The 15,699-nt window shown below is 62.4% G+C and carries 14 protein-coding genes and 1 other RNA gene; 10 read left to right on the top strand and 5 right to left on the bottom strand.

The features are described from left to right. The 8 genes from RI518_RS04550 to ssrA all read left to right on the top strand — a co-directional run bounded on the left by RI518_RS04550 (position 1) and on the right by ssrA (position 6,798). On the top strand, positions 1-405 hold the full coding sequence (locus tag RI518_RS04550; protein WP_310671407.1) for a hypothetical protein: 405 nt from the start codon (positions 1-3) through the stop codon (positions 403-405). A gap of 79 nt (positions 406-484) precedes the next feature. Continuing rightward, the gene (locus tag RI518_RS04545) at positions 485-1,189 is read left to right on the top strand and encodes an SDR family oxidoreductase (RefSeq protein WP_310689480.1); all 705 of its coding nucleotides are present in this window, start codon (positions 485-487) and stop codon (positions 1,187-1,189) included. 116 nt (positions 1,190-1,305) lie between these two features. Then, on the top strand, positions 1,306-2,412 hold the full coding sequence (gene prfB / locus RI518_RS04540; RefSeq protein ID WP_310671409.1) for a peptide chain release factor 2: 1,107 nt from the start codon (positions 1,306-1,308) through the stop codon (positions 2,410-2,412). A 39-nt stretch (positions 2,413-2,451) separates the two neighbouring features. Then, the gene (gene ftsE, locus RI518_RS04535; protein WP_310671410.1) at positions 2,452-3,282 is read left to right on the top strand and encodes a cell division ATP-binding protein FtsE; all 831 of its coding nucleotides are present in this window, start codon (positions 2,452-2,454) and stop codon (positions 3,280-3,282) included. Next, positions 3,279-4,193, top strand: a complete 915-nt coding sequence (ftsX, locus tag RI518_RS04530; protein ID WP_310671411.1) for a permease-like cell division protein FtsX — start codon at positions 3,279-3,281, stop codon at positions 4,191-4,193. Before ftsE ends, ftsX begins: the two co-directional genes overlap by 4 nt. A gap of 39 nt (positions 4,194-4,232) precedes the next feature. Then, positions 4,233-4,709: an SsrA-binding protein SmpB gene (gene smpB / locus RI518_RS04525; RefSeq protein ID WP_310671413.1), complete on the top strand. Its 477-nt coding sequence runs from the start codon at positions 4,233-4,235 to the stop codon at positions 4,707-4,709. 39 nt (positions 4,710-4,748) lie between these two features. Next, positions 4,749-6,251, top strand: a complete 1,503-nt coding sequence (locus RI518_RS04520) for an MFS transporter (protein ID WP_310689477.1) — start codon at positions 4,749-4,751, stop codon at positions 6,249-6,251. Between the two features lie 170 nt (positions 6,252-6,421). Continuing rightward, positions 6,422-6,798: a transfer-messenger RNA gene (gene ssrA / locus RI518_RS04515) on the top strand. Between the two features lie 199 nt (positions 6,799-6,997). Here the strand turns inward: ssrA and RI518_RS04510 are convergent. From RI518_RS04510 to aroA, 4 genes are read right to left on the bottom strand one after another with little or no spacing between them, the layout of a single operon-like run. After that, positions 6,998-7,447 (bottom strand): septum formation family protein, encoded by a 450-nt coding sequence (locus tag RI518_RS04510; RefSeq protein WP_310689475.1) that lies wholly within the window; start codon positions 7,445-7,447, stop codon positions 6,998-7,000. 41 nt (positions 7,448-7,488) lie between these two features. Further along, positions 7,489-8,289 carry an inositol monophosphatase family protein gene (locus tag RI518_RS04505; RefSeq protein WP_310671418.1) on the bottom strand — a complete coding sequence of 267 codons (801 nt, stop codon included), beginning with the start codon at positions 8,287-8,289 and terminating at the stop codon, positions 7,489-7,491. A gap of 22 nt (positions 8,290-8,311) precedes the next feature. Then, positions 8,312-9,358, bottom strand: coding sequence for a ribosome small subunit-dependent GTPase A (rsgA, locus tag RI518_RS04500; RefSeq protein ID WP_310671419.1), 1,047 nt, complete (start codon positions 9,356-9,358; stop codon positions 8,312-8,314). Then, positions 9,355-10,701, bottom strand: a complete 1,347-nt coding sequence (gene aroA / locus RI518_RS04495) for a 3-phosphoshikimate 1-carboxyvinyltransferase (protein ID WP_310671420.1) — start codon at positions 10,699-10,701, stop codon at positions 9,355-9,357. Before aroA ends, rsgA begins: the two co-directional genes overlap by 4 nt. Positions 10,702-10,884: 183 nt before the next feature. Here aroA and RI518_RS04490 point away from each other — a divergent pair, with 183 nt between their 5' ends. Further along, positions 10,885-11,535, top strand: a complete 651-nt coding sequence (locus tag RI518_RS04490) for a sigma-70 family RNA polymerase sigma factor (RefSeq protein WP_310689473.1) — start codon at positions 10,885-10,887, stop codon at positions 11,533-11,535. Then, on the top strand, positions 11,528-11,767 hold the full coding sequence (locus RI518_RS04485; RefSeq protein ID WP_310671422.1) for a zf-HC2 domain-containing protein: 240 nt from the start codon (positions 11,528-11,530) through the stop codon (positions 11,765-11,767). Before RI518_RS04490 ends, RI518_RS04485 begins: the two co-directional genes overlap by 8 nt. A gap of 62 nt (positions 11,768-11,829) precedes the next feature. Here the strand turns inward: RI518_RS04485 and RI518_RS04480 are convergent, their stop codons facing one another. Continuing rightward, entirely contained in the window at positions 11,830-15,606 is a 3,777-nt protein-coding gene (locus RI518_RS04480) for a multifunctional oxoglutarate decarboxylase/oxoglutarate dehydrogenase thiamine pyrophosphate-binding subunit/dihydrolipoyllysine-residue succinyltransferase subunit (protein WP_310689472.1), read from the bottom strand. Between the last annotated feature and the right edge of the window lie 93 nt (positions 15,607-15,699).

Raw genomic sequence — 15,699 nt, 5'->3', positions numbered from 1 at the left:
ATGCTTCCGCTGGTCGCTGGCGCGATGGCGCTCGCGCTCGCGGTGTCGATGGCGGTCGTCTCGGCCACCTCGCTCACGATTGAGCGCCATCGCCTCGTCGCGCTCGCCGAAGCGACCGCGCTGCGCGGTGCGGAATCTTTTGATCCCGCGAGGCTTCGTCGAAGTGGCGATGAAGTAGTGGCGCCGCTGGAGTCTGGGCGGGTGGCTGACGCGGCACTCGAGTTTCTCCGCGGCGTTCCGGAGGTTTCCCACCGCGAGCTTCGCCTGATTCGCGCAGATACCCCCGATGGCAGCCGAGCGAGAGTTGTCCTCGAGGCGACCTGGTATGCCCCGCTGTGGTCAGAGTTCTTACCGCTGTCGCTTCCCATCGAAGCCGAGGCGCTCTCGCGCAGCGTCATTCGCTGATGCCTTGGAAACCGCCGTATTGTTCTGAGGGAGATAGGCACTGAGCGAACGTGCAGAAAGCGCTGGAACACTCACAGTCATGACAAATCTTCAGGGAGCATCCGTTCTTCTCGTTGGCGCCACAGGGGGTTTGGGCCGTGAGTTTGCCCAGATTCTTCACCAAAAGGGGGCCCAGCTCACTCTCGCGGGCCGCGACCAGGCCGCCCTCGAGGCGCTGGGAATTCCCGGCGCCACCGTCACCGGCGACATCACACAGGAGGGTGTTCCGGAGCGCTTTGTCCAGGCCGCCGTGGCGGCCCACGGACGCCTCGACGGCGTGATTTTCGCCGTCGGTGCCGTGGCGTTTGGCCCGGCCGCCGAGGTGGCCGATTCGACTCTGGACGCGCTGTGGGAGGTCAACACAAAAGCCCCAATGGCGCTGCTTCGTGCGGCGACACCCGCTCTGCAGGGCTCTGCTGAGGCGGGAGGGAGCCCGTTCATGCTGGCACTCTCCGGAGTGGTGTCCGAATCGCCCACGGCGGGCCTCGCTGCGTATTCAGCGGTCAAGGCCGCCCTGCACGCGCACTTCGCCGCAGCGAGTCGGGAGCTTCGCCGCGTAGGCATCCGGCTTGTTGATGCCAGGCCCGGTCACACCGACACGGAGCTTTCGAAGCATCCGGTTGCGGGACAACCTCCGGCCTTCCCGCAAGGTTTGGACCCGCGCGCGGTGGTTGCCAGGATCGTGGAGGGAATCGAAGCCGACGAGCGGGACCTTCCGAGCACGGCGTTTAGCGCACTGTCCTAACTCTCGGTCGGGTCGTCTCGCCGCCGTGGGTCGGTGATCGGTCCGTCAGGGCTCGGTCAGTCTGGGCTCGGTTATGCGGGCTCGGTCAGTCTGGCCTCGGTTAGTCTGGGATGACGATGTCTGAACTCGATATAACCCAGCGCATCGCCCACGCTCGAGAAAACTTCGACGACATCGCGTCGGTGTTAGATCTGGATCGACTGCGAGAAGAAATCGAGCGACTCTCCGCTGCCGCTTCGGCACCCGACTTGTGGGACGACCCCGAGGCCGCACAAAAAACCACCAGCGCGCTGAGCCACCGCCAATCGGAGGCGAGAAGTATCGAGTCGCTTCGTCAACGCCTCGATGATCTCGACGTGTTGCGGGAGATGGCCGAAGAGGACGCCGATTCGGCGACGGAACTCGCCGCGGAGCTGGACTCCATCGAGCAGGCGCTGGCCGATTTAGAAGTTACAACACTCTTGGATGGCGAATACGACGAGCTGCCGGCCATTGTGACAATCCGCTCCGGCGCGGGCGGAGTGGACGCGGCCGATTTCGCCGAAATGCTCATGCGCATGTATTTGCGCTACGCCGAATCCCACGACTTGCCCACTCGTGTCTTGGACACCAGTTATGCCGAAGAGGCGGGAATTAAGTCGGCCACCATCGAAATCGACGCCCCTTTTGCATTCGGGACCCTCGCCTCGGAGGCGGGCACCCACCGTTTGGTGCGCATGAGCCCTTTCAATTCGGCGGGCAAACGACAAACGTCCTTTGCCGCCGTCGAAGTGGTTCCGCTGATGGCCCAAGTCACCGAAATCGACATCCCCGAAAACGACATTCGAGTCGACGTATTTCGCTCGAGCGGCCCCGGAGGGCAGTCGGTGAATACCACCGACTCGGCGGTGCGCATCACCCACCTGCCCACCGGCATTGTGGTCTCCTGTCAAAACGAAAAAAGCCAGATCCAAAACCGCTTGGCGGCGATGCGCGTGCTCCAGTCGCGGTTGATGCTCCTCCAGCGTGAGCAGGAAGCCGCGAAGAAAAAAGAACTCGCGGGAAACATCACCGCCAGCTGGGGTGATCAAATGCGCAGCTATGTGCTCGCGCCCTACCAAATGGTCAAAGACCTGCGAAACGATTTCGAGGTGGGTAACCCCCAAGCCGTGTTTGACGGGGAAATCGACGGTTTTATTCGCGCGGGAATTCGCTGGCGTAACGCACCCGATCGAGTGTCGTAGCGGGGTCTGGCGAGAGCGGAGACCTACGCTTATTACGCCATGATTCTCTTCGACCAGGTCTCCAAGGTCTACCGAGGCGCCGCCCAGCCGGCGCTGTCGAACGTGTCGCTGGATATTCAACCCGGTGAGTTTGTCTTCCTCGTGGGCTCGTCTGGTTCGGGTAAGTCGTCTCTGCTGCGGCTGATGCTCAAAGAGGAGCGCCCGAGTGCCGGCAGCGTTCACGTTCTGGGTCAAGATCTTCGGCGGATTCCCGCGAGGAAAGTTCCCATTTTCCGACGCAGTTTGGGTGTGGTGTTTCAAGACTTTCGGCTCCTGCCCCAAAAAACGGTTTTCGACAATGTCGCCTTCACCCTCCAAGTGATCGGGAAAAGCCAAGGGTTTATCCACGAGGCAGTACCCGATGTCCTCCAAACGGTGGGACTCGCCTCTAAGGCCGAGAATTTCCCGCACGAGCTCTCCGGCGGTGAACAGCAGCGGGTCGCGATCGCCCGCGCCGCGGTCAATAAGCCCGCGATTTTGCTCGCCGATGAGCCCACCGGAAACTTGGACCCGGCCACCAGCGCGGGAATTATGAACGTCCTCTCGCGGATTAACGCCTCCGGCACCACAGTCTTGATGGCCACCCACGACGCGGGCATCGTGAACCACATGCAGCGTCGGGTGGTGGAAATCTCGAAGGGTCGCATCGTCCGAGACGAGCACCAGGGCGGTTACCAAACCAGCACGATTCCACTGGGTGAAGCCGATACGGCACCCACCCCGGTTCAGTCGGAAGACGGCGCGACGACGACACCGATTCGTCAGAGGGTGGACCTCTCGGTCGACCCCGACGAAGTGCCCGCCTCATTTCCCTGGGAGCTTCGCGCGTGAGGATTGGTTTTATCCTCCGCGAGGTGGCAACCGGCCTCGCCAGAAATGCCTCGATGGTGGTCTCCATCGTCTTGGTGACGTTTATTTCGCTCACTTTTGTGGGGACCGCGGTGCTGCTGCAGTCGCAAATTGGGGAGATGCGCAACTATTGGTTCGATCGCGCCCAGGTGGCGGTGTATCTGTGCACGGACTTTTCGACCCTGGGTGGCTGCGACCAGCAGGAAGCGACCACCGACCAGATTCGGGCGGTCGAAGCACAATTGGAATCGGCGAGCCTCAGCCCCTACATCGAGACGTTTTATTTCGAAGACCGGCAGATGGCCTTTGACAACTTCCGGGAACAGTTCGCCGGTAGCGCCGTGGTGGACCTGGTCTCACCGGAGTTTTTGCCGGAAACGTTTTGGGTGAGCCTGGTCGATCCGCAGCAAACCGACCTCATTTTTGAGGCGATGGCGGGCCTTGCGGGTGTGGAAAGCGTGGTCGATCAGCGAAGCTACCTGGACCAGATTTTCGCCCTCCTAAACGCGGGCAGTATCACCGCGGTGGCCGTCGCGTCGTTAATGTTGGTCGCCGCCGCCCTACTGATTTCGACCACAATTCGCCTCAGCGCCTTTTCCAGGCGTCGGGAGCTGGGAATTATGCGACTGGTCGGCGCCTCAAACCGTTTCATTCAAACCCCGTTTGTCTTAGAGGGTGTGGTCGCCGCACTCGCGGGCGCCGTGTTGGCCAGTGGTGCGGTGTGGGCGATCGTGCACTACTTTGTGCGCGGCTACCTGGTGGAGGCCCTGCCGACAACCGTGTTTATCGGCTACGACGAAGCGTTTGCGGCGATGCCCATCTTGTTGGCGACCGGTGTGATCCTCGCCGCTCTGGCCTCCTACGCATCGATTAGCCGGTACCTTCGGGTGTAGCCCGGGAACGATTTCCCGGATGGACCGAGGGGGTGAATCGTGGCGAGGGAAGCGGGTGAAAAGCTCGTGGCGAGCAATAAGAAAGCCCGGCACGATTTTCTCATCGAGGACACGATTGAAGCGGGCCTGGTCTTAAGCGGTACCGAAGTGAAGTCGCTTCGCGCCGGCCGCGCCTCGCTTGTCGACGCCTACGCCACGATCGACCGCGGTGAGGCCTGGATCGAAGGAATCCACATTCCCGAATACACCCAGGGGACGTGGACGAACCACCCGCCACGGCGAAAGCGCAAACTGTTGCTCCACCGCCGCGAAATTGATCGGCTCGCGGGTCAGGTCTCCCGCGGCGGATACACCCTGGTGCCGTTGAAGCTGTATTTCTTGGATGGCCGGGCGAAAGTGGAAATCGCGTTGGCCAAGGGTAAACGCGAGTTCGATAAGCGACAGACTCTGCGGGAAAAGCAGGATAAGCGCGAAGCGGAACGGGCGATGGCCAAGCGTAACCGGGGAGAGGCGTAAACCGGTCGCTCTCATCCTCGAGGTCTAGACTCGGAGGCGATGTCGACTTCAGCTGATACCGGGTCATCCCGGCCCTCGACTGCCGCCATTCCCATCCTCAGTCCCGAGGAACAAAAGGTCCGCTGGCGCGCCTACGCCATTGCGGTCGCCGTGGCGTCTTTGACCATTCTGGACCTGGCCAAAATCAATGTGGCAATCCCGGCCATCTCGGATGATTTGGGTGCGAGCGCCACCCAGGTCCAGCTTCTGGTCGCCGGTTTCGTCCTCGCCTTCGGGCTTCTGCTGGTCCCCTCCGGTCGCATTGGCGACCTCTATTCCAGGCGCAACATGTTTTTGGTGGGCCTCACTCTCTTTACCCTCTCCAGCCTCGCCGGGGCACTCTCACCGACGATTGAACTCTTGGTCGCCAGTCGAATCGCCCAGGGCTTTGCCGCCGGTGTGTTGATGCCCCAAGTCTTGGGTCTCATTCAGCAACTGTTTTTAGGCAAGGAGCGCGGCCGAGCGTTCGGCATTTTTGGCGCGGTGATTGGCCTCTCGACGGCGTTTGGTCCCACCCTGGGGGGAATTCTGGTGGGGGTGGGCGGCTCCAGCTTCGGCTGGCACTTGCTGTTTTGGATGAACGTTCCCCTGGGGATCGCGGCATTTATCGGCGCGGTGCGCCTACTGCCCAAAAAGCAGGACGTCCCCGACTACGTGGTGAAAGATTTCGACGTGGTCGGCACCACCCTGCTCGGGGTGACCGTGTTTTCTTTCATGTTGCCGTTTGTGCTTACCACCGGCACCGACACCGATGACGCCGCGCGCTGGTGGTGGTTGGTCTTGGCCGTGGTGGGCGGTGTGGCGTTTGGCTCCTGGGAGAAGGGTTATTTGGCCAGGGGCCGGGTCGCCATTATCGACTTCACGCTGTTTCAGGTCTCGTCCTTTCGAAACGGTGTGGCGATTTCCAGCTTCTATTTCGCCGCCCTTCCCGCCACATTTATCGCTCAAACACTGTGGCTGCAAAACGGTTTGGGTTTTTCTCCCGTGGTGGCGGGAATGGTGACGATTCCGTTCGCCCTGCTCTCGGCGCTCAGTTCGTGGCGAAGCGGTTTAGTCGTCCACCGCTACGGCCGCATTTTGGTCGTCGGGGGCTTAATCCTGGTGATCACGGGTTTTGGCAGCACCCTGGTGCTGGGTTACCTGGTCCCGAACGAGTGGATGGCCTGGGCGGTCGCGGCCTCGATGGCCGTGGCGGGCTTGGGTGGCGGTGCCGTGATTTCGCCGAACCAAACCCTGATGTTGGAAGACATTCCGGTGCGTGAGGGTGGCCTGGCGGGCTCCATTGCGCAATTGGGTCAGCGCATTGGCACGGCGATTGGTCTGGCGGGGGTGCTCTCCGCTCTGTTTTACGGCGTCAGCCAAGCAGGTGATGTGGTGAGTGACGAGGCCTACCTGCAGGGTTTCACCCTGGCGGGTGTGTCGTCGGTTGCCCTGGTCATTGCCTCACTGGTGTTTGCCCTGTTGGATATGAGCCAGAGGAAAAATCCGGTCGTTCGTCGATAGATTTCTCTCCTCGGGGGCGCCCGAGTGACTCCCAGCCCATCCGAGGGTGGAGGCGTCCGGCAGCTGGGAAAAACCTGGTGCCCGGGTGTCCTGGGGTGTACACTGGAGGGCTGGCTACGGTCAGTTGATAACTCCACAGTGGCAAAACAGCTTCACGAGTGATTCACCATGGGGATGATCGGTTTCGACATTGCTAATGAGTCGGAGAGAAGCGGGTCGAGAACGCAGGGTTGTCTCGTTAACGCCCCCTGCATACCAATAGGTGCCAATACAAAGCGCGCCGACTTCGCCCTCGCTGCCTAGTAGCTAGCGAGCCCGAAGTCCGTCAGACCACGTGAGCCTTCAGCGTGGATTCTGGCGTCATGGAGAAGGCTAGCTGGGTGGTGGCGTGTCAGCGCCACTCGGGACTTTTACTGACACTGGGCCTGTCGTTCACGGTGCGTGTGCCGAATGGACGGGGTCGAGAGACACGACATCACGCGCTACACCCGTAGAAGACTTCGTTTGGTAGTAGTGGACGGGGGTTCAATTCCCCCCATCTCCACCCAGTGCACAAAGGCCCCGCCCATCGGCGGGGCCTTTGTTGTTTTCTGTCGACAAGCGCTCACGGTCGGCCCCCGAGTCGTTATCAGAAGGTGAACCGGTGAATAATGGAACCGGTTCGGTACCCTGCTGGCCTAGGTCTCGCGGTGGCGGAGTGATTTTTCGTCGACAGCTTGGCTGGGGCTGGCCTCACACCGGGGGCTCTAGCGCGCGACCCCCTGGAGGGAGCCCACAGTGTCTAGCCCGGGGTCAAAGACCACGCAGTAGATGGAGCGGTCTCCCAGCGCCCAACTACTGGCCGTGGGGTAGTAGTAGTGGTAGTTCAGCTGTGATGCGGCAAAGTCGAGGCCCACGAACCGCCCAAACTCTGCCATGCACTCTGTGGTGGCCACAGAGGCCACCTCGTCTACACCGGGGAAATCACCGCCCTCCAGGACGACCTCGGCGAAGACTTCCGACTGGTGGGGCTCTGTGCAGGACACGGAGGGAATCTCGGTGAGGTCTTGGGCGAGTGGCTGATCCACGTCGTTGAGGCAGGTGCCCACCTCCAATTCCAGCACCGACACCGAGGCGCTCGCCGCACTGTCATCGACGGTGTCTGTGGAGGTAGCTGGACCCGCCTGGCATCCCGCGAGGATCAGCAGCCCGCTCACCACCAACCCCACGTAACGTGGCCTACTCGGCCTCGCGGCCATCAGCTGTGGCCTCGCATGATGGCGAGAACATCGTCGTGGAGGAGCTGGTTGGTGGCAAGGGCGGATCCTGCCCCGAGGTCTTGTGAACCATCCAGAGCGCTAAATCGGCCCCCCGCTTCGGTGACAATCGGCCACAGCGCAGCAATGTCATAGGGCTGCAGGTCAAACTCACCGGCCACTTCCAATAACCCTTCGGCGACGAGCATGTAGGACCAAAAGTCGCCGATCGCGCGTGCGCGCCAGACCGATTGAACCAGGCTCATCAGTTGGTCGTGGGCTCCCGCCTCCAACCAGCCGGGAAGGCTGTTGTAGCTGATGACGGCCTGGTCGAGGCTGTCAATCCCGCTCACCCGAATGGGCCTGGTGACACCGTGTTGCCTCGTCCACGCACCACGGCCACTGGCTGCCCACCAGCGTTGGCCGAGCGCCGGCGCACTCACCACACCGACTTGGGGAACACCGTCGATCGTGAGGGCAATCAGCGTCGCCCAAATGGGTAAGCCGCGACTAAACCCGGCGGTGCCATCGATCGGGTCAATGACCCACTCTCTGGTGCTCTCCGAACCCGCGCTGTGTCCGCGCTCTTCGCCCACAATCTGGTCGCGCGGCCTCGCCGCCCGGATGACCGCTCGCACCCTGTCTTCCACCGCACGATCGGCATCGGTGACGGGCGTGGAGTCGACTTTGGTGTCGGTGTGCAGGTCGGCGGCCTGGAAGCGCGCCATAGAGATTAAGTCGGCGTCGGCGGCTGCCGCGAGGGCAAGGGAAAGGTCATCTGCGGGAGAGAAAGTAAGCGCCACGTCTTCAGGCTAGTCGAGGGCGCTAGTCCGAGGCTCGGGCGTGCCCGGAGTGTTCCAGCGCCAAGCCCCGCAGGCGAATCAGCGATTCGGCGCGCGCCCTTTGGCGCGCATCGAGCTCCCCGGTGACCCCCGCCTGGGTGAGAGCGCAGTCTGGCTCCGATTCGCTGTGGCCACAGCCTCTCGGGCAGCGCTCCAGGAAGGGCTGGAGGTCGACAAAACCCCGGTCGATGGCCTCCGGTGTGACGTGGCCCAAACCGAATGAGCGCACCCCGGGGGTGTCGATAATCCATCCCCCATCGGGAAGCTCCAGGGCGCGGCTCGAGCTCGACGTGTGTCGCCCGCGCCCGGTGACGACGTTGACCACACCGACGTCGCGGTGGGCGTCGGGAACGAGGCGGTTGACCAGAGTGGATTTGCCCACCCCGGAGTGGCCCACGGCGACCGTGGTGCGATCGGCCAACAGTCTTCTCAGGGCGGCCTCATCGTCCGGAGCACCATCGGTACCCAGCACCACAACGGGAATGTCTAATTGCGCGGCGTAGTCGCGCAGCCAATCCGCCGGGTGCACATCGGCTTTCGTCACACACAAAATGGGTTCAATGCCGGCATCGAGAGCGGCGATTACGTAGCGATCGATCAGCCTGGGGCGCGGTTCCGGGTCGGCGGTCGCGACCACCATCAGTAAGTGGTCGGCATTGGCGACAATGACGCGTTCGAACTGGTCGGTGTCGTCCGCGCTTCGGCGCAGCACATTGGAGCGCTCCTGGACTCGCACAATCCGGCCCAGGGTGCCCTCGTCGCCGCTCACATCACCGACGACGTCGACACGGTCGCCGACCACGATGGCGGTGTTGCGCAGTTCCCGGGCACGATTGGCTCGAACCCGGGTGGCGCCAGAGTCGTCTAAGACGACGTCGTATCGTCCACGGTCGACTCCGATGACCATTGCGGGGCTGGCGTCGGCGTGTGCGGGGCGCTGTTTACTGCGCGGCCGTCGACCCGCCTGGGCGCTATCGAGGGATTCTTCGTAGGCATCGACCCAGTCGTCATCGCCCAGCCTCGAGCTCACGAATGGTCTCCTCGCAGCATCTGCGACCACAGAGAGACAAAGCCGGGCAGGGTCTTCGCGGTTTGGTCAATATCGTCCACTTCGACACCGGGTACGGCGAGGCCCACCATGGCACCGGATGTCGCCATCCGGTGGTCGCCAAAAGCCTTCCAGGTCCCGGCGTGGAGGGGCGCGGGGGTGACGATGATGCCGTCCTCTGTTTCGGTCGCGACACCGCCCAGGGCGGTGATGTTCTCCACGAGCGCGGCGAGCCGGTTGGTCTCGTGGCCTCGTAAGTGGGAGATTCCCCGAAACGTGGATGTCCCGTGGGCAAAGAGGGCCAGCGTGACGAGCGTGGGCGCCAGTTCACCGGCTGCTCCCAAGTCCATCGAGACGGGCTCGAGGCCGATTCCCGGGCCCACACCGGCGCCCTGGACCATCAGCGTGTCGTCCTCGCGCTCCACCAGGGCACCAAAAGCGCGCAAAAGCTCGGGTAAGCGCCCACCCACCTGGGTGGTGCTTTGTGGCCAGTGGCGAACGGCGACTTGACCGCCGGCGATGAGCGCCGCCGCCAGAAAGGGCGCCGCGTTTGAGAGGTCTGGCTCGATCTGAACATCGGTGGGGTCGATAGGTTGTGGTGTTATTCGCCACTGGCTGGCGTGGTCTGATTCCACCTGCACGCCGCGATCGGCAAGACACTTCAGCGTCATGTCGATGTGGGGCAGGGACGGCACACTCGGGCCCGTGTGGGCGATGGTCAGTGGTGCGGGCAGACGTGGTGCCGTGAGGAGCAGCCCGCTCACGAACTGGCTGGACGCTGATGCGTCGATGGTCACGGTGTGATCGGTGGTGGGCAGAGCCCCCGGTTGCACTTCGAAGGGGAGCCCGATCGTGCCCTGGTCATAGACTTCCGCGCCCAGCTGTCGCAAACCCTCGAACACTCCCGACATGGGCCGGTGGCTTGCGCGCTCGTCGCCTCGAAACTGTACGGGTTGGAAACCCAGCAGCACCATGGGCGGGACAAAACGCATCACCGTGCCGGCGAGACCACAGTCGATCACCGGAGGCGTGTCCGAAATGGATCCAAACGAGATGGGCTCGACTCGCCAGGTCTCGGACCCGGCCGCCTCGTCAATGTCGATCTGGGCGCCCAATACCCGAAGCGCGTCGATCATGTGTTCGGTGTCTCTCGCGCGCAAACCCCCGGAAATGGTGGAGGGTCCACTCGCGAGTGCCGCGAGGACCAGTTCCCGGTTGGTCAGAGATTTTGAGCCCGGCAATTCCAGCGATGCGTCGAGAATTCTTCCGGCTACCGGGGCCTGCCACGACGATGTCGAATCGGGGGAATGATTTTCGCTACCCATTAGTTATTAAGAGTAGCGCCAGACGACAGGAAGTGGGGAGAGCCCAACGTGAGTGCCCAGCAGACACTGCTACACCCCGCGGTGGCGAGCCACGGCCGCCGGAAAACCACACCTACTGCGGTGTGTTGTGCGGCGGGGGCCTCCCGTGGGTTTCCGGGCGAATCATCCCTAGACTGGGCGACAATGGTGGACAATCCGGACAGTGACCTCTCCGCGGACGCCGCATCGGCAGAGCGGTCCTCGGCAGGGCCCTCTTCGACAGGGCCTTCCTCGTCGGAAGATTTTGTCGACCAGGCGATGGTCTTTGCCGACCAGTTGTATGCCGGAGCGATGCGCCTGTCCAAAAATCCTTCCGACGCCGCCGACCTGGTCCAAGAGACCTACCTCAAGGCCTACCAGTCGTTTCACCAGTTTCAACAGGGCACCAACCTCAAAGCCTGGCTTTTTCGCATCCTCACCAACACCTACATCAACCTCTACCGCAAACGCTCCAAAGCCGGTATCCAAGAGGGCTTAGACGACCTCGAGGACTGGCAGGTGGGCGACGCGGCCTCGCTGACCCAATCGAGGGCACGCTCGGCCGAGGCCGAAGCGATCGATCGGATTCCCGACGAAACAATTCGCCGAGCGCTGCAAGCGCTCACCGAGGAGCGTCGAATGGTGATTTACCTGGCCGACGTGGAAGGTTTCCGCTACCACGAAATTGCCGAGATCATGGAGACCCCGGTGGGTACGGTGATGAGTCGGCTCCACCGCGGCCGGCGTGAGCTGCGCGAAGCACTGGGCGACTATCACACCCAGCGGACCCACCCCCAGGAGGTAGACCATGGCTGATTGCGGTTGCGATAAAGCACGCGTGGTGATGGAGGACTACCTCCACGGCGAGACAGACGAACACACCGGAAACGATGTGGCCGAGCACTTGGCGTGTTGCCCGCCGTGTGAAGACGAATGGCGAGTCGGCCAGCAACTCTCCAAGGCCGTGCAGCGCGCCTGCTGCGAGGAGGCACCCGCCGACTTAAAAACCCACATTCTCCAGAGCCTGACCTCCACAGACAACAGATAGCGGGACAACAGCCAGCGGCGCAACAGCTCGCGGGGCCCGAGACCTCTGCCGGAGGGTGTGGCCTAGTCGAACGAGCGGTCGAGAATGAGTTGGAGCTCTTCGCCGCTGCGCTTTGACGAACCCGTCGCCGGTGATGCGGCGGCGGGACGTGAAATGACGCGCAACGTCGGCAGCTCTGCCCCCAACGATTCCACCGCCATGAACGGCCAGGCACCCTGGTTTTCTGGTTCGTCTTGAACAAACACGTATTCCGCGTTCGGGTAGGACTCTAGCTCGGCGCGGAGTGCTTCGGCGGGGAGCGGGTAGAACTGCTCCATTCGAACCAGTGCGACGTGCTGGGCGCCGCGAGATTCGCGCTCAGCGGCCAAGTCGTAGTGGATTTTGCCGGCGTGAATGAGTACCCGGGTCACCCGGGAGCGATCGGTGATGCTGTGATCGCCGATCACGGGTTCGAATGTCCCCGTGCTGAGTTCCTCGACACCGCTGGAGGCTCCCTTGAGCCGGAGCATGGCCTTTGGTGAAAACACCACGAGCGGTCGACGCGGGCGCTGGTAGGCCTGGCGGCGAAGCAGGTGGAAATAGGAGGCCGGAGTCGAGGGCCGGGCGATGGTCATATTGTTTTCGGCCCCCAACTGCAAGAACCGTTCGATCCGCGCAGAGGAGTGGTCGGGGCCTTGGCCCTCATAACCGTGGGGGAGGAGCAACACCACGCCGGAGCGCTGTCCCCATTTTTGCTCTGCCGAGGAAATAAATTCGTCGATCACGGTTTGGGCGCCGTTGACAAAGTCACCGAACTGGGCTTCCCAGAGTACGAGGGCGTCGGGGCGCTCCACCGAGTAGCCGTATTCAAAGGCGAGCGCCGCGTATTCGCTCAGCAGCGAGTCGTAAATGGACAACCGGGCTTGGGTGTCCGAGAGGTTCATCAGGGGTAACCACTCTTGACCGTTGACCCGGTCGTGCATGACCGCGTGGCGTTGGACAAACGTCCCACGCCTGGAGTCTTGGCCGACCAGCCGCACCGGTGTTCCCTCCAGCAGGACTGAGCCGAGGGCTAAGAGCTCACCAAAGCCCCAGTCGATGTCGCCGTTTCGGCTCATCTCGAAGCGCTTAGTCAACAGCGGCATCAATTTGGGGTGAACGGTGAAACCGGGGGGAATGTTCTGGTGGGCGTCGCCGATGGCGTGGAGGACATCGGTGTGTACACCGGTGGTTTCGGGAACCTCGACGCGGTCGTCTCGCTGAGCCGTTGGTCGCTCCACACCGCTGATGGCTCCCTGGTCCGCAGACGCTACCTCGATGACTCCGGTCTGAACCGCGTGAGTCTCCGCAAAAGCCTCTTCGAGGCGTCGCTGGAAGTCGGTTTGGGCGGCTTCGAATTCCTCCGGGGTGATATCGCCTCGACCGACCAACGACTCGGTGTAGAGGTTTCGCACGCTGCGCTTGGCTTCGATGAGGTTATACATCAGCGGTTGGGTCATCGACGGGTCGTCACCTTCGTTGTGACCGCGACGGCGGTAGCACACGAGGTCGATCACGACGTCGGAGTGGAACTCTTGGCGGTACTTAAACGCCAGTTCGGCCACACGCATGACCGCTTCGGGGTCGTCGCCGTTGACGTGGAAGATGGGAGCCTGAATCGTTTTGGCCACGTCGGTGGAATAGACGGTGGAGCGGGCATCGTGGGGCAGTGTCGTGAAACCGACCTGATTGTTGACCACCACGTGGACCGAGCCGCCGGTGCGGTAGGCCCGCAGGCGCGACATTTGCATGGTTTCAAACACCACACCCTGGCCCGCCATCGCCGCATCGCCGTGGATGAGAACGGGCAACACCCCAAACCGGCCCGGTTCCAGACGGTCCTGTTTGGCGCGGACGATTCCTTCCAACACCCCGTTGACGGCCTCCAAGTGGGAGGGGTTGGCGGCGAGGTAGACGGGAATGCTGTGGCCGCCGGGGCTCGTATACGCCCCTTCGGTGCCCAGGTGGTATTTCACGTCACCGGAGCCTTGGACGCTGCTGGTGTCCTGTGTTCCCTCGAATTCGCGGAAAATTTGCCCGTAGGTTTTACCCGCAATATTGGCCAACACGTTGAGTCGGCCGCGGTGGGCCATGCCGACCGCCACCTCATCGAGACCCGTTTCGGCGGCCTGCTGGAGGATTTCGTCCACCAGGGTGATCGTGGATTCGCCGCCTTCGAGGCTGAAGCGCTTTTGGCCCACGTATTTGGTCTGCAGGAAGGTCTCGAAGGCTTCCGCCTGGTTCAACTTCGAGAGCACTCGCATTTGCGCGTCGTGGGCGGGTTTCTCGTAGGGCTGCTCCAGGTGGGATTGGAACCAGCTGCGCTGTTCGGGGTCTTGGATGTGCATGTATTCGATGCCGATGGTGCGGCAGTACGAATCGCGAAGAACACCCAAGATTTCGCGCAGCAGCATCGTGCGTCGGCCGCCGAAGCCGCCGGTGACGAACTCACGGTCGAGATCCCAGAAGGTCAACCCGTGGCTTTCGATTTCCAAATCCGGGTGGGAGCGTTGGCGATACTCCAGCGGGTCCACATCGGCCATGAGGTGGCCGCGCACCCTAAACGAGTTGATCAGTTCTTGAACGCGCGCCGTTTTGTTGACCGCATCCGCCGGGTCGACGGCGATGTCTTCGGCCCAGTGGATGGGCATGTAGGGAATACGCAGCGCGGCGAAAACTTCCTCGTAGAAGCCCCCACCACCGATCAACAGCTCGTGGATTTTGGCGAGGAACTCGCCCGAGCCCGCACCCTGGATAACCCGGTGGTCATAGGTGGAGGTGAGGGTAATCGTTTTACCAATGCCCAGTTCGGCCAGGGACGATTTGGCCGAGCCTTGGAATTCGGCCGGGTATTCCAGTGCACCGGCACCGATAATGCAGGCTTGGCCCTTCATCAGGCGGGGCACAGAGTGCACGGTGCCAATACCGCCGGGGTTGGTCAGAGAAATCGTGTTGTCCTGGAAATCACTGGCCTCCAACGCCCCCTCACGGGCGCGTTTGACCACGCTTTCGTAGGCGGTGAGAAACTCCTGGAAGCCCATGTGTTGGCAGCGTTTAATACCGGGAACCACGAGCGTGCGACTGCCGTCGGGTTTGGGCATGTCGATCGCGATACCGAGGTTGATGTTCGCCGGTTTGACCATCACGGGCTTGCCGTCTTGGACGTCGTAGTAGACGTTTTGGCTGGGCAGCTCCTTGGTCGCTTTCACCATCGCCCAGGCGATGAGGTGGGTGAAGGAGACCTTCCCCCCTCGGGCGCGGCGCAGGTGGTTGTTGATGACGATGCGGTTGTCGATCATCAATTTGGCCGGAACCGTGCGCACGCTGGTGGCGGTGGGCACCTCCAAGGACTCATCCATGTTGGTCGCGATTGCTTTGGCAATCCCGCGCAATGCGGAGACTTCGTCACCTTCGGGTGCGACCTCGGCCTCGGGAGTCTCGGCTTTTTTCCCGCCGGCAGCCGGTGCTTCTGCCGGAATGGGTTGGGGTTTTGGCCCAGTCGAGGTGGTCTTGGCTTGGGGGGTGGTGATGGACCCGGTCGTGGGCATAGAGATTTCGCCCGTGCGGGGTGGCTCGACCTGAGCGGTGCGAGGCGCCTCGGGAAGATCCGGTGGTGCCGGAGGTGCTGACTCAGACGTCGACTGGTGGTGGGCGGTCGGAACCTCGCTCGCTCGGCCCTCGAAGAGGTCCCGCCAGGCCGGGTCGACCGAATCGGGGTTTTGTTGAAACGCTTCCCACATTTCGTCCACCAACCACTGGTTGGCTCCAAAATCGTTGCTGTCTACACCGACGGGTGACTGTGTGGTGTCCGATTCCGACACTTCGCGATGCCCACTCTCAACTGTGCTAGTCCGATAGGTCCGGCAAGGTTGTCTCAATGTTAGCGCGTGGCAACCGGTGAACGTTCACCAACG

This window comes from Pontimonas sp. (assembly GCF_031581085.1).
Lineage (GTDB): Bacteria > Actinomycetota > Actinomycetes > Actinomycetales > Microbacteriaceae > Pontimonas.
The sequence above is the reverse complement of the archived record's forward strand: the minus strand, read 5'-3'. Positions and strand labels throughout refer to the sequence as shown.

Excerpts from the sequence above, each read along its gene's own strand:
- prfB (WP_310671409.1), top strand. The coding sequence starts at position 1,306 with ATGTCTGAACTCGATATAACCCAGCGCATCGCCCACGCTCGAGAAAAC.
- RI518_RS04550 (WP_310671407.1), top strand. The coding sequence starts at position 1 with ATGCTTCCGCTGGTCGCTGGCGCGATGGCGCTCGCGCTCGCGGTGTCG.
- RI518_RS04490 (WP_310689473.1), top strand. The coding sequence starts at position 10,885 with ATGGTGGACAATCCGGACAGTGACCTCTCCGCGGACGCCGCATCGGCA.
- RI518_RS04520 (WP_310689477.1), top strand. The coding sequence starts at position 4,749 with ATGTCGACTTCAGCTGATACCGGGTCATCCCGGCCCTCGACTGCCGCC.
- aroA (WP_310671420.1), bottom strand. The coding sequence starts at position 10,701 with ATGGGTAGCGAAAATCATTCCCCCGATTCGACATCGTCGTGGCAGGCC.
- ftsE (WP_310671410.1), top strand. The coding sequence starts at position 2,452 with ATGATTCTCTTCGACCAGGTCTCCAAGGTCTACCGAGGCGCCGCCCAG.
- RI518_RS04485 (WP_310671422.1), top strand. The coding sequence starts at position 11,528 with ATGGCTGATTGCGGTTGCGATAAAGCACGCGTGGTGATGGAGGACTAC.
- RI518_RS04545 (WP_310689480.1), top strand. The coding sequence starts at position 485 with ATGACAAATCTTCAGGGAGCATCCGTTCTTCTCGTTGGCGCCACAGGG.